Origin of the sequence: Sulfurospirillum halorespirans DSM 13726, from assembly GCF_001723605.1 — a bacterium.
GTDB lineage: Bacteria > Campylobacterota > Campylobacteria > Campylobacterales > Sulfurospirillaceae > Sulfurospirillum > Sulfurospirillum halorespirans.
In genome coordinates, this window is sequence record NZ_CP017111.1 from 1321816 (window position 1) to 1341434 (window position 19619).

At 42.2% G+C, this 19619-nt stretch carries 17 protein-coding genes and 1 other RNA gene; 10 read left to right on the top strand and 8 right to left on the bottom strand.

Annotation, left to right across the window (positions count from 1 at the left end):
- Positions 1 to 28 precede the first annotated feature (28 nt).
- From SHALO_RS06580 to cstA, 5 genes are all read right to left on the bottom strand, one after another.
- Positions 29 to 502, bottom strand: coding sequence for an FKBP-type peptidyl-prolyl cis-trans isomerase (locus tag SHALO_RS06580; protein ID WP_069477896.1), 474 nt, complete (start codon positions 500 to 502; stop codon positions 29 to 31).
- 29 nt (positions 503 to 531) lie between these two features.
- Positions 532 to 1650, bottom strand: coding sequence for a pyridoxal phosphate-dependent aminotransferase (locus SHALO_RS06585; protein WP_069477897.1), 1119 nt, complete (start codon positions 1648 to 1650; stop codon positions 532 to 534).
- Positions 1651 to 1719: 69 nt separating this feature from the next.
- Positions 1720 to 2763, bottom strand: coding sequence for a CobW family GTP-binding protein (locus tag SHALO_RS06590; protein WP_145923238.1), 1044 nt, complete (start codon positions 2761 to 2763; stop codon positions 1720 to 1722).
- Positions 2741 to 2941 (bottom strand): YbdD/YjiX family protein, encoded by a 201-nt coding sequence (locus SHALO_RS06595; RefSeq protein ID WP_069477899.1) that lies wholly within the window; start codon positions 2939 to 2941, stop codon positions 2741 to 2743. The genes SHALO_RS06590 and SHALO_RS06595 overlap by 23 nt, the downstream gene beginning before the upstream one ends.
- Before the next feature lie 51 nt (positions 2942 to 2992).
- Entirely contained in the window at positions 2993 to 5116 is a 2124-nt protein-coding gene (cstA, locus tag SHALO_RS06600; RefSeq protein WP_069477900.1) for a pyruvate/proton symporter CstA, read from the bottom strand.
- Positions 5117 to 5538: 422 nt separating this feature from the next.
- On the opposite strand from cstA, the gene SHALO_RS06605 reads away from it, so the two are divergent.
- The 5 genes from SHALO_RS06605 (at position 5539) to SHALO_RS06625 (ending at position 10822) form a co-directional block, all read left to right on the top strand.
- Positions 5539 to 6666 carry an aldo/keto reductase gene (locus tag SHALO_RS06605; protein ID WP_238585306.1) on the top strand — a complete coding sequence of 376 codons (1128 nt, stop codon included), beginning with the start codon at positions 5539 to 5541 and terminating at the stop codon, positions 6664 to 6666.
- A 1-nt stretch (position 6667) separates the two neighbouring features.
- Complete coding sequence (locus SHALO_RS06610) at positions 6668 to 8305, top strand: L-aspartate oxidase (protein WP_069477901.1); 1638 nt, start codon at positions 6668 to 6670, stop codon at positions 8303 to 8305.
- A 10-nt stretch (positions 8306 to 8315) separates the two neighbouring features.
- On the top strand, positions 8316 to 8525 hold the full coding sequence (gene nifT / locus SHALO_RS06615; protein WP_069477902.1) for a putative nitrogen fixation protein NifT: 210 nt from the start codon (positions 8316 to 8318) through the stop codon (positions 8523 to 8525).
- 82 nt (positions 8526 to 8607) lie between these two features.
- Entirely contained in the window at positions 8608 to 10005 is a 1398-nt protein-coding gene (locus tag SHALO_RS06620; protein WP_025344470.1) for a sigma 54-interacting transcriptional regulator, read from the top strand.
- Positions 9992 to 10822, top strand: a complete 831-nt coding sequence (locus tag SHALO_RS06625) for an SIR2 family protein (RefSeq protein ID WP_069477903.1) — start codon at positions 9992 to 9994, stop codon at positions 10820 to 10822. The genes SHALO_RS06620 and SHALO_RS06625 overlap by 14 nt, the downstream gene beginning before the upstream one ends.
- A 57-nt stretch (positions 10823 to 10879) precedes the next feature.
- Here SHALO_RS06625 and SHALO_RS06630 read toward each other — a convergent pair whose 3' ends face one another.
- The 3 genes from SHALO_RS06630 to SHALO_RS06640 form a co-directional block, all read right to left on the bottom strand.
- Positions 10880 to 11272, bottom strand: a complete 393-nt coding sequence (locus SHALO_RS06630) for a class II SORL domain-containing protein (RefSeq protein WP_069477904.1) — start codon at positions 11270 to 11272, stop codon at positions 10880 to 10882.
- Between the two features lie 137 nt (positions 11273 to 11409).
- A complete protein-coding gene (locus SHALO_RS06635; protein WP_069477905.1) occupies positions 11410 to 12255 on the bottom strand; it encodes an HdrB C-terminal domain-containing protein in 846 nt (281 codons plus the stop codon).
- Positions 12256 to 12264: 9 nt separating this feature from the next.
- Positions 12265 to 12942 (bottom strand): DUF5644 domain-containing protein, encoded by a 678-nt coding sequence (locus SHALO_RS06640; protein ID WP_069477906.1) that lies wholly within the window; start codon positions 12940 to 12942, stop codon positions 12265 to 12267.
- Positions 12943 to 13098: 156 nt separating this feature from the next.
- Here SHALO_RS06640 and SHALO_RS06645 point away from each other — a divergent pair, with 156 nt between their 5' ends.
- The 5 genes from SHALO_RS06645 to SHALO_RS06665 all read left to right on the top strand — a co-directional run bounded on the left by SHALO_RS06645 (position 13099) and on the right by SHALO_RS06665 (position 19618).
- Complete coding sequence (locus SHALO_RS06645; RefSeq protein ID WP_069477907.1) at positions 13099 to 13923, top strand: thiamine-phosphate kinase; 825 nt, start codon at positions 13099 to 13101, stop codon at positions 13921 to 13923.
- Between the two features lie 17 nt (positions 13924 to 13940).
- Positions 13941 to 15026, top strand: coding sequence for a tRNA pseudouridine(13) synthase TruD (truD, locus tag SHALO_RS06650; protein ID WP_069477908.1), 1086 nt, complete (start codon positions 13941 to 13943; stop codon positions 15024 to 15026).
- Positions 15027 to 15038: 12 nt separating this feature from the next.
- Positions 15039 to 15445: RNase P RNA component class A (gene rnpB, locus SHALO_RS06655), an RNA gene on the top strand.
- 26 nt (positions 15446 to 15471) lie between these two features.
- Complete coding sequence (locus tag SHALO_RS06660) at positions 15472 to 16650, top strand: cation:proton antiporter (protein WP_084010786.1); 1179 nt, start codon at positions 15472 to 15474, stop codon at positions 16648 to 16650.
- Positions 16651 to 16663: 13 nt separating this feature from the next.
- Complete coding sequence (locus SHALO_RS06665; protein ID WP_069477909.1) at positions 16664 to 19618, top strand: cache domain-containing protein; 2955 nt, start codon at positions 16664 to 16666, stop codon at positions 19616 to 19618.
- Position 19619 lies beyond the last annotated feature (1 nt).

Sequence of the window (19619 nt, forward strand, 5' to 3'; positions counted from 1 at the left end):
AGGTTTTCCTCCTTACATGTAAAGATTTTTATCTTGCGTGCTCTTCTTTGATCTCTTTTGCCGTTGCTTTACGAACCGCTAAAACGGTTGCCGTAAAAATGACATCAATGCCTGCAAGTGGGTGATTGCCATCTAAGGTAACATTGTCTTTGGTGATCTCTTTAATGGTATAGGAGATTTTTTGATCTTCGACCGCTTCGTCTTCATCTTCAATGACTTCGACAAATTGCTCGCCCACATAGATATTATCATCAAATTCACCACGCTCTTCGATGCTTACGAGTGAGTCATCGTATTCGCCAAAGGACTCTTTGGGTGTAAGTTGAACGGTGATGCTATCGCCTACGGTTTTACCCTCGAGCTCTTTTTCGATTTTGTCAAAGATGTCGTTATAACCACCATGAAGGTAAATGAGCGAATCAGCACCTGAATCCAGCAGGTTTTTAGCCGTATCGGTGATGGTGTATTCGAGGGTTACGACAGAATTTTTAGAGATGGTCATTGTGTTTCCTTGTATCTGTTTTTTGGATTTTATCCTCTTTTGGACAAATAATCCCTGAGTCGAGCTATGCCTTCACGCATATGTTCAATGCTTCTGGTGTAAGCAAAGCGGAGGTAATGCGCTGTGCCATTACTTCCAAAGTCGATGCCCGGTGTGGTTGCAACATGGATGTTTTCTAAAAGCTCTTTGGCAAAGGCAAAGCTGTCATTGGAGTACTGTGAGATATTTGCCCAGATGTAAAAAGCCCCCTCAGGTTTCGCATCGATCTCAAAAAGCTGTGAGAGTTCGGTGTACAAGTAGTCACGTCGAGCTTTGAATTCGGTTTTTATTTCAGCAAGGTAGGCTTCATCAAAGGCTTCAAGAGCTCCGTATTGGCTGAGTGTGGGTGCAGAGATAAAAAGATTTTGTGCGACGATTTCGGCATGGCGTACTTTTTCTTTGGGAACGATGACCCAACCTAAGCGCTGACCGGGCATACAGTAGTATTTTGAAAAACCATTAATCACCAAGACGTTTTTGCCAAATTCAAGCGCACTGTGGGCGTTTTCTTCATAGGTTAAACCGTGGTAAAGTTCATCGGAGATGAACGCAATATTTTGCTTTTCACAGTACTCGACGAGTGCTTGGAGATTCTCTTTAGCGTAGATATTTCCCGTAGGATTGGCAGGGGAAGAGATTTGAAGTGCATCTAACTGATGTGGCTTTAAATCCTTTACATGTAATTCAAAATCATCCTCTTTGCCGATGGGCATAAACAGAGATTTGATGTCAAGAAGATGCGCAAAATTTTTGTAACACGGGTAAGAGGGATCGCTCAGTCCTAGCGTTGCGCCACCTTTGAGGGTAAGGGCATACGCAATCAAAAAAGCACCGCTGGTTCCTGGTGTTAAAAAGATTTGGTCGATGTCAATTCTCACATTGTAGGTTGTAGCGTAATGCTGTGCAATTTTTTCACGTAAAGCAATTAAGCCGTGGCTTTGCGTGTAGGAAAATCGGTTTTCATCAATGCTTACATGTAACGCTTTTTTCACTTTGGGAGAGGGTGGAAGATCAGGTTGTCCGATCTCAAAATGGATACTGTCTTCAAACTTTTCAGCCTCTTTGACGATGTCCATAACAATAAAAGAACTCATTTCTTTGCAACGCATACAATTACCTTTGAGTTTTAAAGTGGATAGTATAGCTCATTTGAAAGCAGAAGGAAGCAATGGCTTCCCTTAAGCTATGGTTTGGAGAAACTGAACTTTGAGTTCTTCATAAGGCAGATAACGACCAATCACCACGAGTAACGATTTGCGTTCATCCTCAAAGGGTGAGCCAAAATCAAATCCTACGACTTTGTGTACCCCTTGAACGATCAAGCGACGCTCATCGCTTTCCACGGCAAGGACACCTTTGTAGCGCAGCATATCGTTGCCATACTCCTCAACAAGTGTCTCCATAAATGCACCAATCTTTTTGATGTCAAGCTCACCCGCTTCAAAGACATACGATGTGATGTCATCGCTCCATGATTGGGTCTGTTTTTGCGCACTAAAGCTCTTAAACTGGATGTTTTTTGCATCTTTGGCTTGGTAAAAGCCTTGGTTTACATGTAAAGAATCACTGAGATCAAACGCGCCAATGCCGATCCAAATCTCTTTAGGAAGTTCACCTTGATATGCTTCAAAAATCTCTGCTTTGGCGTTAATCGCATGGATGCGCGAAAGCACCATCTCTTTGTGTGCTTCATCAACACTATCGGCTTTCGTTAAAATGATGCGATCAGCAAAACCAATTTGCGAGGCAGCCACTCGGTGTTCATCGAGTTGTTTAAGAATGTGAATGGCATCTACAAGTGTAATCACCGCATCTAGCATGATGCGCTCACGAATAATTTCATCAACAAAAAAGGCTTGAACAATCGGTGCAGGATCTGCCAGCCCCGTTGTTTCTAAAAGCAGGCGATCGGCCCTAAACGCACCTGAGTCAATTTTGGCAAGCAATTCGTGAAGTGCTTGGGTTAATTCTCCTCTAATGCTACAGCAAACACAGCCATTGCTAAGCTCGACGATTTCGACATCTTCGGTACTTTTTAAAAGAGCACCATCGATATTAACGGCGCCAAATTCATTTTCAATAATCGCAATGCGTTCACCGTGATTGTGTTCTAAAAGATAGTTGATCAGCGTGGTTTTGCCCGATCCTAAAAAACCGGTTAAAAGCGTAACGGGAAGCGGCGTGTGGCTTAGTGTCTCATCAGCAACAGCGGGAGCTGCCATTTTTGCCTCCATAGCGTGCTTCAACACGGTCTCTGTAAAACTCTTCGTATGTCATGGGCGTTTGTTCCGGATGGGTGAGGCGCATGTGTTGAACATACGTGTCATAATCAGGCACACCCACCATCAAACGTGCGGCTTGCCCCAAATATTTCCCCGCTTTCGCAAGATTTTCAAACATTGTTTTCCTTTAAATGGTGAAGAGGTGTTGCCACCTCTTCATGTTTACACCTTAGTGTGCAGTTCCGCGAATGATCGCTTCTGCATTGGCAGGCATTGGAGCATAAGGGACTTCAACGGCAGTTGGTTGATCTGATTTGAGTGCTTTAAGGCATGCTTGAACCGTAAAGCCAATCATTGCAACAACGACGATCATAAATCCAACAATTAAAAAACCATCGAGTTGGTTATTGAAAATAACGCGCTCAACCGCTTCTTGAGATTTGAAAACCGCATTAGGTTTAAAATTACCGCTTGCAAGCAGTGTTTGGAGTTGGTTTGCTTTTGCAAAGAAGCTGATCGCTGGATCAGAACTAAACGCTTTAAGCCAACCTGCGCTCATCGTACAAATAACAAGCCATGTCGCTGGAACGATGGAAACCCACGCAACCGCTTGTTGTTTCATTTTGAAAAGTACCACAGTACATAGCATGAGAGCAATCGCCGCTAGCATTTGGTTCGTAATACCAAAGAGTGGCCATAACGTATTGATACCGCCCAATGGATCGACAACGCCGACATAGAGGAAGTAACCCCATGATGCAACCACGAGTGCCGTAGCCAGTAAGTTGGCAAACAATGAGTTAGTACGTTTAAGATTTGGATTGATGAGTCCTAGTAAATCTTGCAACATAAAGCGAGCGGCACGTGTACCTGCATCAACGGCTGTCAAGATAAAGAGCGCTTCAAACAAAATCGCGAAGTGATACCAAAAAGACATAGACCCAAGTCCGCCAAGTGCGCTATGGATGATGTGTGCCATACCCACAGCAAGGGTTGGTGCACCACCTGCACGGGAGATAATGCTTTTTTCACCCACATCGGCTGCAATTTGAGTCAGAATATCCGGTGTCACCACAAATCCCCAGCTACTGACCGTTGCAGAAGCAGCAGCAGCGATGTCGGCTAAACCTGTTGGGTTTAGTGCACCCATAGGAGAGTTCATTGCAAAGTAAACACCCGGATCAATGATAGACGCAGAAATCAGTGCCATCATCGCAACGAATGATTCCATCAACATACCACCATACCCAATCATACGTGCTTGGGTTTCATTGGCAAGCATCTTAGGTGTGGTACCTGAAGAGATGAGGGCGTGGAAACCAGAAACGGCGCCGCACGCAATGGTAATAAACAAGAATGGGAAGAGTGTTCCTGCCCAAACAGGTCCATGACTGTCAAAAGCGTATTTGGTAACCGCAGGCATTTGCATATGAGGCATCATCACGACAATACCAATAGCAAGACCTACAATAGCGCCAATTTTGAGAAACGTGGAGAGGTAATCACGAGGTGCCAAAAGTAACCATACGGGAAGTACAGATGCTACGAAACCGTAGATGACCAATGCCCATGTAAGTGCAACACCATCAAGATCAAAGTAAGGTGCCCATGTTGGACTCACCGCGACTTGACCTCCTAAGATAATGCCAAAAATAAGCCCAGCAATACCAAAAACAGATGCTTCAAGAATACGACCAGGGCGAATAAAGCGGAGGTAAATTCCCATAATGAATGCAAGTGGAATGGTAAAGCCAACCGTAAACGTTCCCCACGGACTGTGCGTAAGGGCTTTAACAACAACCATAGCAAGAACCGCTAGGATAATGATCATGATCATAAAGCACGCAATGAGTGCAATAACACCAGGAATCGTTCCCATTTCTGTTTTAACAAGATCACCAAGTGATCTACCATCGCGTCTGGTGGAGACAAAAAGAACCATATAATCTTGCACCGCACCGGCGATAACAACACCGATTAAGATCCAAAGCATACTTGGCAAATAACCCATTTGCGCGGCTAAAACAGGACCAACAAGCGGACCTGCTCCTGCGATGGCGGCAAAGTGGTGCCCAAAGAGAATGACTTTGTTGGTTGGGACGTAATCAAGTCCATCATTATGACGAAACGCGGGTGTCATACGTGTGGCATCCACCTTTAGAACCTTATCTGCAATGTAAAGGCTGTAAAAACGGTATCCAATCAAATAGACACATACAGACGCGGTTAATACCCACATAGCATTAATCGATTCACCTCTGTTCAACGCAATGTAACCAAATGCAAAAGCACCTAAAATGGCTACAAATAACCAAGCAATCTTTGAAGATGCGCTGGTATTGCTTCCTGACATAACTTACCTCCGTATAAAATGTGAAACACTAACGTAGAGAACTTTACCATGGAGAAATCGCACAGAACACGAAAATCCCTTAGATGCGTAAAAGCTATCATATATTCTTTTAGTTTTGGATTAAGATTTTTTCATTTTCCAGGGTAAAATAATGGCACCTTAAAGCATGCTTTTTGAATATTTTTTGCTATTATAGCCCTGTAATAGGTGGTTTTTGATAATGAATAACAGACAAAAGCGACGTATCGTGTTCAAAATTACATGTAAAAGTCATGTAATCTTTGAGTATTTTTTTAAGAAAAGTATGTAGTTTTGTAGCACCACGTTCAAAACTCTTTCCAATCGTTGCAGGCGCTATACGGAACGTTTCTTGTATATGAAAGAATGGGTTACACTAAAGTTCATTTTTAAAGAGAGAAAGAATGTGTTTGACATATGCGACAGCAGAAGCGACTTATAATTTTGCTAAACGTTTTGCGCACTATAAAGATTTTTATGCCAGACACAATGGGCTTATCTTTTCAAAGCTTGGGTTCGGAACCTTTAAAAAAGAGCCGTATAAAGAAGAAAATTACATATTTGATTACAAAGAGGCGCTCAAAACGGCCATTAAAAGTGGCGTGAATGTGATCGACACCGCCATCAACTACCGCTATCAACAAAGCGAACGTGAAATCGGGGAAGTGCTTGAAGAACTCTTTGCACGTGATGAAGTCAAACGTGAAGAGCTCATTATCTGTTCTAAAGGGGGCTTTGTTCCGCTTGATTTTCCGTTTCCTGCAAATCCTTATGAGTGGATTAGTGAGCATATTATTCAAAAGGGTTTAGCGACAACGCAAGACATCGAGCTGGATCAGCACTGTATGACACCCGCTTTTTTAAAAGACTCTCTGGATCGCTCACTGTCTAATTTACATGTAGAGTGTTTGGACATCTATTTTTTGCACAATCCTGAAACGCAACTCACACGCATCGGCTATAACCATTTTTTGAAAAAGCTCGAAGAGATTTTTGCTAGTTTTGAAGAGCATGTGCGTGAGGGAAAGATCAAATCGTATGGCATTGCTGTGTGGAACGCTTTTACCTACGAAGAGGGCAATAGCGAGTACATTAACCTCGAAGATGTCTATGATGTCGCTTGCCTCGTGGGCGGATCTAATCATCATTTTAAGTACATCCAACTGCCTTTTAATATCGCTAAAACCAATGCCTACAGTGTGCCAAACCAAAAAATGCGCGATGGCAACTACTACACACCCTTGCAAGTGGCGCACAAACTGGGTCTTGGCGTCATGAGCAGCTCTTCGTTGTTACAGATGCACCTGTTTCAAAAACCGTTTAAGCCTGAAGTTGGGTATCTGCTCGATTCAAAAATGGAGCTTCAAAGCGATGTTCAACTCGCCCTTCAGTTTGTACGCTCGACCAGAGGCATCATCACGTCACTGTTTAGTTCAAGCAAAAGTGAACACGTGAGCAGTAATCTTAGTATTGCTTCTATTCCTGCGACTAACAGTGCTAAATACAACCTTCTTTTCAAAGTGGAGCGATAATATGACATACGACGTGCTCATCATAGGCTCAGGCATCGCAGGTCTGATGGCAGCGATTGAAGCCAAGAGTGAAACCAACAGCGTTGCGATTATTACCAAAAGCAATATCTTTAAATCCAATAGTTCGGTTGCGAGTGGTGGTATCAACGCTGTTTTAGATGAAAAAGATGAGGTCGAGATTCAAAAACACATCGATGATACGATGAAAAGCTCCAAAGATTTGGGCGATAAAAAAGCGATCAGCTACCTGTGCCATCAAGCGCCTTTGATTATGAAAAAATTGGTCGAATACGGTGTTGCGTTTGATCGCGATGTTAATGGGAAGATATTGCAACGCAGTTTTGGAGGCGGAAGTTCCAAACGCACCTGTTTTGTGGGCGATAGCACGGGCTCTGCGATCACACAAGCGCTGATTAAAAAAGCAAAACTGGTCGGCGTTGATTTTTTAGTCAACCACTTTGTGATGGACATTACCAAAATAGATGAGTACATCAGTGGCGTGGTGACGCTTAAAAAACTGGACTCTACGGTCGTTGTTTATCCCACTAAAGCAGTTGTCTTTGCAGGTGGCGGCTACGCAGGTATTTACAGAGGTTTTAGCACCAATGCCCAAGACTGTACGGGGGATCTTTTAAGTGTTGCCCTTCGTGCTGGCATGAGCCTTAAAGATATGGAGTTTGTGCAGTTTCACCCCACGGGATTTGCCAAGACCAGTTATTTGGTCTCCGAAGCGGCGCGGGGTGAGGGTGGATACCTTGTCAACGCGGATGGAGAGCGTTTTGTCAACGAGCTTGGCACGCGCGATGTCCTTGCACGCGCCATTTTTGAGCAGATGCGAAGTGGCAAAAAAGTCTACCTTGATATGCGTCATATCTCCAAAGAGATTTTAGAAACACGCGTTCCTTCTTTGTATAAAAATGCGTACAATCAAGTCGGCATTGACCTCTCCACGGAACTTTTAGAGATCAAACCTGTTGCACACTACAGCATGGGAGGCATCGCTTCTACGATGACTTCCAGTGAAGTTAAAGGTCTGTTTATCTGCGGTGAAAGTGCTGCCCTTGGGGTGCATGGCGCAAACCGATTGGGTGGAAATTCTCTCTTAGAAGGGGCTGTTTTTGGCGAACTTGCGGGTAAAAAAGCCAAAGAGTATGCGTTCAATAAAGAGTTCCTACCGATTGATTACAATGTGGTCATTAGAAATATGGATTTGGTGCAACGCATTTTTGATGGAGATTGCTCCAAAAACTTTAACGCGATGCGTATTTCTGTGGGTAAAATCATGTTTGATAAAGCAGGAATTTTTCGCAATGAAAGCTCTTTGCAAGAAGCATTTGACTATATGAAATACCTCCGCTTGGAGTCCAATACGCTTCACTGCATTGATAAAAGTAAGCACAATAACGTTGAGCTGATTTCGATTTTAGAACTGCGCAATGCGTTGGAACTGAGTGAAGCGATCATCCTCTCTGCGATGCAACGCGCAGAGAGTAGGGGGGCGCATTTTAGGGAGGATTTTGCCTTTACATGTAAAGAGGGAAATCGCCATGTTTTCATTAAAGAGCTCCAAAAAGGGTTCTTTAAAGTGCACTACGAAGAGGGCGGATTGACCAAATGGCTCAAAAAAATTTTAACATAAGGATTGTGTAATGGCTAAAGTAATGCTCAGAGAAGAAAATAACGAGATCTGCTTTTATATCGCAAAAAAAGATATGGAAGAGACGATCACCAAAATAGAGTTTGAGACCGAAGAGATGTGGGGTGGCGAAGTGGAGCTTAGTAACGGTGAAACATGGTGGATACAACCAGGTCCCAAGAAGCTTCCAAAAGAGGAAGTCTGTAAGAAATTGTCAGACTGATTTGGTTAAAATATAAACATAAAATATGAGCATTAACTGCTCATTTTCAACTATAATATTTTAAACAGATAAAGGAGTGCAAATGGTTGCATTTGATGCTAAGTGTGGGGATTGCCTCACCACCAGAGAACTAATGACACTCTATGAGACAGCAATGGTTGTCTCTAACTCACTTGATTTAGTTGCATCGCTTGAAAAAGCATTAATGATTTTAAAAAATAGATTGCATCTTGAAAAATGCGTAATTCACACGCTGGGTGAAGAAAATATTTTAACGATTTACGCCTGTATCGATTTTAGTAAGCACCAAAAAGAGCTTGCCACGTATAAATTGGGTGAGGGCGCGACTGGTTTTGCGGCTGAGAGTAAAGAGCCTGTTGTGATTGAAAATTTACACAACGATATGCTCTTTCTCAATAAATCAGGCAATCGTGACCAAAATGCGATCTCGTATATCGCCGTTCCGATGCTCGTTGATCAAGAAGTGATCGGTGTTTTAGGGGCGAATATTACCAAAACAACGGCGATTGACTTTGAAAGTACGATTCGTGTTTTGACCATTTTAAGCTCTATCTTTGCACAGTCTATTCGCTCACATGACATCAATCTCAAAGAAAAAGAGCGTTTAAAAGAGCTTAAACTCTACTACAAAATGGAGTGGGACTCCAAGGTACACAATTTTGGAGACATCATTGGTGAGAGTCCAAAGATGAAAATGGTCTACAACGTCGTGGAGCGCATTGCGGAGAGCAATGTCACCGTTTTGGTACGAGGTGAGACGGGGACGGGAAAAGAGCTCGTCGCTGCTGCGATTCACAAGCGTTCCAAACGTCGCGAAGAGCCTTTTGTGAAGCTAAACTGTGCCGCCATCACCGATACGCTCATTGAGAGTGAACTTTTTGGGCATGAAAAAGGGGCGTTTACCGATGCGAAAGAGGCACGCAAAGGTCGTTTTGAACTCGCTGATGGTGGAACACTCTTTTTGGATGAAATCGGCGATATTTCAGCCTCTGCGCAGGTGAAATTGCTTCGTGTTTTACAAGAGCGCGAGTTTGAGCGCGTCGGTGGAAGTAAGACCGTTAAAGTCAATGTCCGCCTTGTTGCGGCAACGAACCGAAACCTTGAAGAGATGGTCAAAAATGGTACCTTTAGGGAAGATCTTTACTATCGTTTGAATGTAATACCCATTGATTTGCCGCCGCTTCGTGAGCGTGGTGATGATATTGCGCTTTTGGTCAATTTCTTTTTGCAAAAATCGATGAGCAACCATAAAAAACGTATTGTCATTACCGATGAAGCGATGGAAATTCTGTGCCAATACACATGGCCTGGAAATGTGAGAGAGCTTGAAAATACGGTTGAACGTATTGTGTTAATGGGCAGTGAAGACGGCATTAGTGCCGATGAGATGCTGCTTATGCTTCCCGCTTTTAATCAAAAATTGATGTGTCAGAGAAGGATCATGAGTGAAGAAGAGTGATTTTGAAAAAGAGATTAAAGAGGGTCGTTTAGTTCCATTCCTCGGAATGGGTGTTTTTAAAGAGACGAAAACAGAGGAGGGTGGACAGATTCCCTTTGATAGTGACTCCATGATCTTAGCACTCAATGGCGGTCGTGCGATGTCGCCTCGTTTGATGTATGAGTATTCCAGAGCTGCTATGAGTTTGGAACAACGCAAAGGGAGAGCGTTTATCGAGCAGATGACGAACCATATTTTCACGGCAAAGCCTTACCCCATGCCAGAAGTGTATATGTGGCTTAAGACGTTAATGCCTCGCTATGTGGTTGATCTCAATTTGGATGATTCATTGTTGAAACTTTACGCGGATCAGGATCATTTTCTTATCACGGGTGTAAGCCGTATTATGGCAGGATATGATCGTTTTCTTGTTTACATGTACACCGTTTCGACGGGTGAATATCAGCGTGTGGAAAAAGAGCTTTTAAGTCCAATGTTGCCTATTCTTTTTAAACCACTCGGCTGTACGGTGCCTGAGAAAAGCTTTATCATCAGCGATGCCGATTTTGTCGATTGGTTGACCGAAGCGATGGGTGGGTATGCACTTCCTCCGTTTTTGAAGACGTTTAAAAATGACAAAAGTTATCTCTTCTTAGGGATTGATTTTGATCGCGATACGTATCGTATGGTGGCAAATGAAGTGACCTTAGGATTAAAAGATGGCTATTTGGTCAACGATAAAGAGAAGATCAGCAAAAAAGAGGAGAAGTTTTTGAGTGGTCATAAGATCGAAAAACTTGAAATGTCACTTGCAGATTTTTTAAAAGCTACCGAATAGATTTACCAAAAATAGATGAAGCTTTCCAATCAAATATTGGAAAGCTTCGCTAAAAACCTACTCTTCAACACTCACTTCAACAGGATCACTTTCCCAAACACCGTGTTTTGTACAGTAACTTTGTGCCACAAGGCTCAGCTTTTTACCCGTTGGAACGATGGTAAATGTGACCTCTGCCTGTCCTTTTTTATCTTGTCCACCCAGGGTTCCAGAGATAAAATCAGCGCGCGCTAAAAGTGCATCCCCCGTATAAAGCTGGATATTAGCGATGTAGTGGTCGAAATCATCAGGATGCGTATAAGCATTACCCACTTTTACAGTGACTTTAAACGGCGCATTTTGTTTTGCCGTAGCAGCACAGGTGATAAACGGAGAGTGTCTATCGATATAATCTTTCTTAGCTTCTCTCTCAACGGTGTCAATATCAACATAACGATTGATTTTTGGCATTTTAGAACTCCTTTTTCATATTTTGTGGTGAAATGATATTAAATTTCCACGCAAATATCTCTTAAGAAAGGGATAAAATAAGTCTGATTTAGATTGATTTAAGGAGCAAGCAGTGTTGCTCCTTTATTATGCGGTGATTAAATAAGCGTAATAGCGACTTTGTGTTGCTCAAGCCCAATGCTTTTTTTATTCGTCTCTACAAAAGCTAAGAGAAGCAGTTCGGCAAGGCTTAAGACACTGAGACCTATTTCACGTCCTGCGGTTTTCTCCAGCTCTTTTTGGTAAAAATCAAACAAGATAAAACTTCGTGCATCACTGGTCAGTACAAAATCTGCGGCATTATCGAACATATCAAGCATCGCTTTGGAGGCGAGTTTTTTGGCAAGAAGGGGTGAGGCACTGTAGACTTCAAAACCATCACTCTCATAGGTACTTTCGTGTTTGACCCTTTTAAGTTTGATGAGATCCAGCAGTTGTAACAGTAGCGCTTCTTTTCGGTATTTTTTAGCACGACATGCGTTTGAGCCTAAGAAAAGGGCTGCTTGAAAGTTTGTAAAGGGATTTTTCACCAAACTTGCTAGTTTTTCCACGCCGACTTCTTCAAGCAGCAGTTGTTCTAAAGAGAGAACATTCACTTCTAAATTGAGTGATACATTGTGTTTTTCCAAACGCTGTGCGATCTCAAATTTCAGATTAGCATCGTTTAAAAGTAGCTCTTTGGTGTGCGCATGACAAATGAAAGAGCTCTGCTCAATGCAGACAATATCGCGTTTTTCCGTAGCGGCAAGGGTAAGATTGTACGCATAATGCTCTAAAAATTTAAGACGATCCAGTCCCATAAATTCGCTTCCAAGATCATTTTTTGCCCCTTTGAGCGCGGGCGCATCGATGCCTAAGAGTTCGATCAGTTTTCGAGCAGCCGTGATCATTGGGGCTGTTTTTTCACGCTCGATGAGGGATTCAAAAAGAAAATAGTTTTTCATGGTTTCTCCTTACAAAAGATCGAGGTGGTGTGAAAATTTTTCCACAAGAGGGTTCAAAAAGGGTCGGTGTTTCATCACGTCATTTTTAAGCTCCGTGATCTTCTTCTCAACTTCCGCGCCACAAGGGTAAATTTTCGTGCACAATCTTACATGTAAAAAGATTCCGCTCTGATCGTTTGCAATCACTTCTAAAATCTCACGTTTGCGTTCTGGGTGTTTTTGAATCATATCGTACGCAAAGGCAAACAGGGCATCGCCTTGGTAATTTTCAAGTAAATCCAGCACGCTTGAAGCGTAGTAGTAGATGATGTAGTGCGCATAAAGGGGTCTGTCTTTACCATCCACAAACGCATCCAAAAGATCAAAACGTTGGTAAAAATCGTCCGTATTAATGATCATATCTTTGATGACACGCTTGGTCGAAAGAGGCTCTAGGGTGAGTGATTTTCCAAAGGAGTTGATAAGTCCGTCTATGGAGACATTGCTAAAAAGTGCTTTTCCGTTAATTTTCAAAGCAGCCAAGTCACCTTTTGGGTAGTCAAAACTGACATCTTCGGCTTTGATCTTTAAAAGAAGATCATTAAGCGTTAGACTTCGATCGATGGTTATAAAATGTTTTTTATAATAAGGCAAAAAATCCGTTTTAGCGTCAAATCGAAAGACGCTCAACTCAAGCTTACACTCCATAATTGAGGACTCCTTTTTAGGTATGAGAATCTATTTTAGCGCATCTTTACTTAAGCGTAACTCTCAATTTTAAAGTGATTTAACCCGCATTTTGCGCCCTAATGGCTTCTTAATGCACAACATCTTACAATAGGAAAGTTTAATAAGCGAGGCACCATGTCAAAAGAGGCATTTTTTATCTCAGAATTTTCCAGCAAACGCATTGGCGACGACGGTGCGGTTGTGGGGGATTTTGTCTATTCAAAAGATCTGTTTTGCGAAGGTATTCACTTTAAGCGTTCGTGGATGAGTTTAACGCAGATCGCGCAAAAAAGCATGCTGGTCAATATCTCCGATGCCATTGCGATGAATGCCAAACCCACGTTAGCACTAATTGGGGTTGTGATACCCAAATCGTTTTCGTACGAGCAGCTACGTGAATTGGGTGTGGGGTTTCAAAAAGTAGCACAAATCTACGGTGTTGAGATCATCGGTGGCGATACTACCGCGGGCGAAAAGTTGATGATCTCCATCACCATCATCGCCAAACGCCCTTCCAAAGTGCTCTACCGAAGTGGCGCGAAGCTAGGTGATTTGGTTGCGTATACAGGAACGCTTGGAAAGTCACACAAAGAGCTGACACGGCTGATGCGTGGTGGAACTGTTGGCAAAGATGCGCGGTTTATGAAACCTGATTTAAAAGCGCAGTTTATCTATAAGGCTACGAAGCATTTAAACGCAGGGATGGACATCTCCGATGGACTCTCCAAAGACCTCTCAAGACTGCTCAAAGCCAGTGGCAATTTGGGTTTACATGTAAAGCGTAAAATGCCCAAGAAAACGCTCTGCAGTGGCGAAGAGTACGAGATGCTATTCACCTTTGATTCCCGTAAAAAAAAGGCGATAGAGCGCATTGCTAAGCAGACACGCACAAAAATTACTATTATTGGCAAAGTAGCGCGTAAACGTTATGCTTGTCATTGTAAAGAACACCATTTTTAACCATTTTAAGGACATCTATGATTCGACAATTTTTTCTCACCCATTCGCCCATTAATGCGATGTTTACCAAAAATAGCAGTGACTTTGTGGTCAGTGAAATTCCTCTGTATCCTTTCAGTGGCGAGGGCGAGCATCTCGTTTTACATGTAAGAAAAAAAGATATGACAACATGGGATATGTTGCAGTATTTAAGCGAAGTCACAGGCTGCAAAGTACGTGATTTTGGGTATGCAGGGCTTAAAGACAAAGATGGCATGACGACACAGTACATTTCACTGCATAAAAATTTCGAGCCAAAACTTGCCAATTTTACGCACGATAAGATCAAAATACTCGATACGACCTACCATAACAACAAAATCCGCACAGGGCATCTTAAGGGCAATCGCTTTTTTGTCCGTCTTAAAAAAGTCAACCCAATTGATGCACGAAAACTTCAAGACGGGCTGAAAAAGATCAGCAAAGAGGGTTTCCCCAACTTCTTTGGGTACCAACGTTTTGGCATCGATGGCGATAACTATGTTAAAGGTAAGGCAATTTTAGAGGGGAAGCGCAAAGAGCACAATCATAAAATGAAAGAGTTTTTCATTAATGCTTATCAAAGTTATCTTTTTAACAACTGGCTTTCCAAGCGCATCGAAATCAGCCGTTTGATAGAAGAGTTTAACTTAGCGGATGCAACACGTGCAACGAATTTACCTAAAGAGATGGTCGATAGCCTTAAAAAACAGCCACAATTCTTCAAACTCCTTCACGGAGATGTTTTGCATCATTACCCTGCGGGAAAAGCATTTGTGTGCGAAAATGTGGAAGAAGAGTTACCGCGCTTTTTGGAGCATGGCATTACCATTGCAGGTTGGTTACTGGGTGGTAAAAACATCCGAGCAGAGTATGAAGCAGGTGTGATTGAACAACAGATTTTTGAAGAGTGTGAACCTTTCTTAGACAAACTCAATGGAAGCAGACGTTTTGCGTGGAGCTTTGCAGAAGATGTTGAGGGCGTTTATAAAGAGGAAGAGGCATGGTTTGAAATGCACTTTTCATTGCCTAAAGGCTCGTACGCGACGGTTATTATAGAAGAGCTAATAAAAGTTTCGCTATAATCGATCCTTCAAAAGGTACAGTAGGTGATTGCTTGAGAGTTTCTCTTAAGAGGAAAGTCCGGGCTGCATGTGAGACATGGTTCCGTCTAACGGACGGCTAGGGTAACCTAAGGGATTAGTGCAACAGAGAGTAAACTACCATTTTGTCACTCTTGCGAAAGCGCAAGCATAAGTAAGATGAATTGGTGACGAGCTTTGCTTGTCTCCAAGAAGACAGTTTAATGGAAAAGGTGAAACGGTGGGGTAAGAGCCCACCAGTGCTTTAAGTAATTAAGGCAGCTATGTAAACCCAACCTGCAGCAAGAAGGGATGGTTTTGGTCTCACACACGATAAACCCTTCGCTAGAGGTCTATCGTAAGATAGATCGTAGATAAATAATCACCCACGACAGAACCCGGCTTATCGCTGTACCTTTTGTCCACAAAGCCTAAAAAAAGGATGTTTTTGGAAAATCTTATCTTTTTAGCGCATGTTGTGCTTTTGATGGTTCTTTCTCCTATTCTTTCACGCCTTTTTCGCGTTCCTACTCCTGTTGTTGAAATTTTACTAGGTTCGCTTGCGGTTTGGGTGGGGCTTTTACATGTAGACAACGAAGTCTTTCGAAACCTCGCAAAAATAGGCTTTTTCTACCTTATGTTTCTAGCCGGTCTTGAGATCGACATTCAGCGTTTTTTACACTACCGCGACCGTTTTTTGAAAAAAGCTATTTTATATTTTATCTGCTTGTACAGTATCTCGTTCATTCTCTACATCATCTTTGGACTCTCTCCTGTGTATATTGTCGCGATTCCTATTGTCTCTTTAGGGATGATTATGGCGCTCATTAATCAGCATGGGCGTGAGCACAAGTGGTTAGAGCTTTCATTGATTATTGGTGTTATTGGGGAGCTTATTAGTATAGGGGCTCTCGTTATTTTTGATGGCGCGATTACGCATGGTTTGGGGTGGCAGTTTGCTAAAAGCATTGTTATGCTTATTGCGGTTCTTTTTTCGTCCTATTTTCTCTATCGCTTACTCAAAATCATCTTTTGGTGGTATCCGAATTTAAAACGCATTATTATGCCACATAACGATACAATGCATCAAAGTTTACGTTTTAGTATGGCACTCTTTTTTGTGCTGATTGCCACGATGCAATGGCTTGAAATCGACATGGTTTTGGGCGCTTTCATCGCCGGTATTTTTATCTCAAACTTTTTTGCGCATAAAAAAGAGCTTCCGCATCAGCTTTCGATGTTTGGGTTTGGCTTTTTAGTACCGCTCTTTTTTATCTTTGTTGGCACAACACTTGATCTTAACTTGATCTTTACAACACAAATTCTAATGCATGCACTGTGGATTGTCCTCGCGATGGTGGGGGCTCGCATGGCGAGTTCTTTTGCTGCGTACCATAGCTATCTAGGTTTTCGCGGAACAATTCTTTTCAGTCTGGGAGATTCGATGCCGTTGACCTTTTTGGTTGCTATTGCAACGATTGCAGTCAAAAATGGCGCTATTGGAGGCGAAGAGTATGCTTCATTCATCGTGGCGGCATTGATGGAAGGCATTGTGATTATGACATTGATTCAATTTTTGATGTTTCTTTTTAAACGTGCCGATGGGAAGAGTGAAGAAAAAATATAATTAAGGAGCAACGATGGATTTACATAAAAAGTTAAGCCTTTTCCATTATTTTCACATCATAGCCTTAATTCTTTTCGTGACATTTGCGAGTACCTTCTTTGCCCTGAGTTTCTACAACGCCAAAATAAAGTTTGAAAAAGAGTCACATCGGCTTCAAAAAGAGTATAGCGATTCTAAAAAAAAGATGCTAATCACCGAAGTGGATCGGTTTCTTGAACATATCGAAGAGAAGCGCCAAGAAGCCTATGCGCAGACACAACAATTGGTAAAAACACGCGTTTACGAAGCCTATGAAATAGCCACTAAACTCTACCAGACCTATCATAAAACACACAGTGATGCTCAAATTGCGACGATGATCGTTGATACATTGCGATTATTGCGCTATGAAAACAATAAAGGCTACTACTTTATCACGCACCTTGATGGTACCGAGATTCTTTTTGCAGATCGTCCTGAGCTGGAAGGGCAAAATATGCTCAAAATGGTGAACAGTGAAGGACGGTATATTGTTAAAGGAATGCTGGATGTGATTCAATCGACCAAAGAGGGATTTTACGACTACGCATGGAGTAAACCACTGGAGAGCAAAGATACCTTTAAAAAAATTGCGTATGTTAAACTCTTTGAACCTTTTGACTGGATGATCGGTACGGGGTTTTACCTTGATGATATGGAGAGCAAAGTTCAAGAGAAGATTTTAAACGATGAGAAGCATCTCTTGGCTGAGAAGCAGAGTGGTAATTATCTCTTCATTGGAACGTGGGATGGCGTTTCACTCACTTATCCTGCTAAAAATAAAAACATGTACGCTTTGCAAGATAGCAATGGCAAATTTATTGTTCAAGAGTTGATTGAAAAGGCAAAAAAGGGTGGCGGTTTTGTGGAGTATATGATGCCTCCATTTAAGGGGCAAAAATCACTTTCAAAGATGAGTTATGTGGAATCGATTGATGATTGGAAATGGTATGTGGGTGCCGGAATTTATGTGGATGATCTCAACCATGAGCTTTTTGAATTAAAAATGACCATTGACGAAGAGTTAAAGCGAACACTCTACTCGATTCTTTTTTGGATGCTTGTTTTTAGTGTTGTTATGGGCGGGTTTTATCTTATCATTAGCCGTAAAATTCGGAAGGATTTTGATCTTTTTATCACTTTTTTTGACTCCTTGGTCAATAAAGACCAACTTATCGACACATCAAAAGTCAAATTTAAAGAGTTTGAAGAACTTGCAAACCATGCCAATGTCATGCTGAAAGCCAAAATTTTTAGCAACAAACATTTAGAGCAGTATAAAAAAATCGTCTCAAGTTCGGATGACTTTTTAGCCTTGATCGACCGAAACTACACCTATTTGGCGATCAGCGAAGCGTATCAAAAGTTTTTCAATAAACGTAAAGAGGAGATTCTTGGGCACAGTATGCCTGAGCTTTATGGCGCGCAGTATTTTGTTGAAAACTTAAAACATCTCAGCGATCGCGTCCTCGGTGGTGAGACGTTTGAGCATGAATTTTGGGCACTTGCTTCCTTTGGTAAGCGTTTTTTGCATACCAAATATTTTCCGTATTATGAAAATGAAGATGATCCACTTCCGATGGCGTATGTGGTTTCAGCGCGCGATAATACCGAGAAGAAGGCGAACGAAGAGCGTTTGCTCGCGTCCGAAAAAGAGCTGGAATTTTTAGCTCACAATGATGCCCTTACAGGACTTCCCAATCGTTTGCTTCTCACCGATCGTATCGCGCATGCGATTGAGAACAGTAAACGTCAAGGAGGAATGATCGCTGTCTGTTTTCTTGATCTGGACAATTTTAAAAAAATTAACGACAGCTACGGGCACTCCTATGGCGATGAGATTCTCAAACAACTTGCCCTTAGACTTCAAGGAAGAATTCGCCATTGTGACACGCTCTCTCGCATTGGCGGGGATGAGTTTATTTTGCTGGTGGAAAATATCAAAGAAAAACATGAAATTGAAGTTATCATTGCTAAAATTCAAGCGATTTTTGAAGAGCCATTTATCAATAAATCGCAAAAATTCTTTCTCTCTGCCAGCATTGGGGTGAGTGTCTATCCCGATCACGGCACCGATGGCGAAACACTGATTAAAAATGCAGATACGGCGATGTATAAGGCCAAAGAGGCAGGTAAAAACACCTATACATTTTATACGCTCGATATGACAATAGCGTCGTATGAGCGCATCGGCATGGAAAATGCCCTCAGAGAGGCGATTAAAGAGAAGCAATTTGTGGTCTATTATCAGCCTCAAATCGATCTTAAAACAGGAAAACTCATAGGCCTTGAAGCACTTTTGAGATGGAACCATCCTCTTGAGGGTATCTTGCCTCCTGGAAGATTCATCGCATTTTCGGAAGAGACGCATTTGATCGTTGAAATCGGCGCATGGATACTCAAACAGACCTGCATTGATCTGGTTTCATTGCATCATGAAAGGCTTTTTAATGGTACGATTTCGGTCAATATCTCAGGTGTTCAGATCGAATTTAGTGACTTTTTAAGCACCCTCAAAGAGACGATTGCGGAGACCAAAGTAGATCCTTCGATGCTGGAGATTGAAGTGACCGAATCGTTCATCATGCACGATCCTGAGCGCTGGATTGTCCTTTTAAAAGAGATGCAACATTTAGGCATGAGCATTGCCATCGATGATTTTGGTACCGGTTACTCCTCGCTCAGTTATTTGCGCAAACTGCCGATTAATAAACTGAAAATCGATATGTCCTTTGTCAAAGATATCCCCAAACTTGAAGACGCATGTGCCATTGTCAATTCCATTATTAATTTAGCCCAAAATATGAAAATCACCACGTTGGCGGAGGGCATTGAGCACAAAGACCAAGAAGACTACCTTGCAGAACACGGATGTGAACAAGGTCAAGGGTATTTGTACGCAAAGCCGATGAGTCTAAAAAATCTTAAAACATGGATTCAGAAATTTTAAA

Excerpts from the sequence above, each read along its gene's own strand:
- SHALO_RS06620 (WP_025344470.1), top strand. The coding sequence starts at position 8,608 with ATGGTTGCATTTGATGCTAAGTGTGGGGATTGCCTCACCACCAGAGAA.
- SHALO_RS06630 (WP_069477904.1), bottom strand. The coding sequence starts at position 11,272 with ATGCCAAAAATCAATCGTTATGTTGATATTGACACCGTTGAGAGAGAA.
- SHALO_RS06605 (WP_238585306.1), top strand. The coding sequence starts at position 5,539 with ATGTGTTTGACATATGCGACAGCAGAAGCGACTTATAATTTTGCTAAA.
- SHALO_RS06590 (WP_145923238.1), bottom strand. The coding sequence starts at position 2,763 with ATGGCAGCTCCCGCTGTTGCTGATGAGACACTAAGCCACACGCCGCTT.
- SHALO_RS06645 (WP_069477907.1), top strand. The coding sequence starts at position 13,099 with ATGTCAAAAGAGGCATTTTTTATCTCAGAATTTTCCAGCAAACGCATT.
- SHALO_RS06585 (WP_069477897.1), bottom strand. The coding sequence starts at position 1,650 with ATGCGTTGCAAAGAAATGAGTTCTTTTATTGTTATGGACATCGTCAAA.
- SHALO_RS06595 (WP_069477899.1), bottom strand. The coding sequence starts at position 2,941 with ATGTTTGAAAATCTTGCGAAAGCGGGGAAATATTTGGGGCAAGCCGCA.
- SHALO_RS06665 (WP_069477909.1), top strand. The coding sequence starts at position 16,664 with ATGGATTTACATAAAAAGTTAAGCCTTTTCCATTATTTTCACATCATA.
- SHALO_RS06635 (WP_069477905.1), bottom strand. The coding sequence starts at position 12,255 with ATGAAAAACTATTTTCTTTTTGAATCCCTCATCGAGCGTGAAAAAACA.
- truD (WP_069477908.1), top strand. The coding sequence starts at position 13,941 with ATGATTCGACAATTTTTTCTCACCCATTCGCCCATTAATGCGATGTTT.
- cstA (WP_069477900.1), bottom strand. The coding sequence starts at position 5,116 with ATGTCAGGAAGCAATACCAGCGCATCTTCAAAGATTGCTTGGTTATTT.
- nifT (WP_069477902.1), top strand. The coding sequence starts at position 8,316 with ATGGCTAAAGTAATGCTCAGAGAAGAAAATAACGAGATCTGCTTTTAT.
- SHALO_RS06640 (WP_069477906.1), bottom strand. The coding sequence starts at position 12,942 with ATGGAGTGTAAGCTTGAGTTGAGCGTCTTTCGATTTGACGCTAAAACG.
- SHALO_RS06580 (WP_069477896.1), bottom strand. The coding sequence starts at position 502 with ATGACCATCTCTAAAAATTCTGTCGTAACCCTCGAATACACCATCACC.
- SHALO_RS06610 (WP_069477901.1), top strand. The coding sequence starts at position 6,668 with ATGACATACGACGTGCTCATCATAGGCTCAGGCATCGCAGGTCTGATG.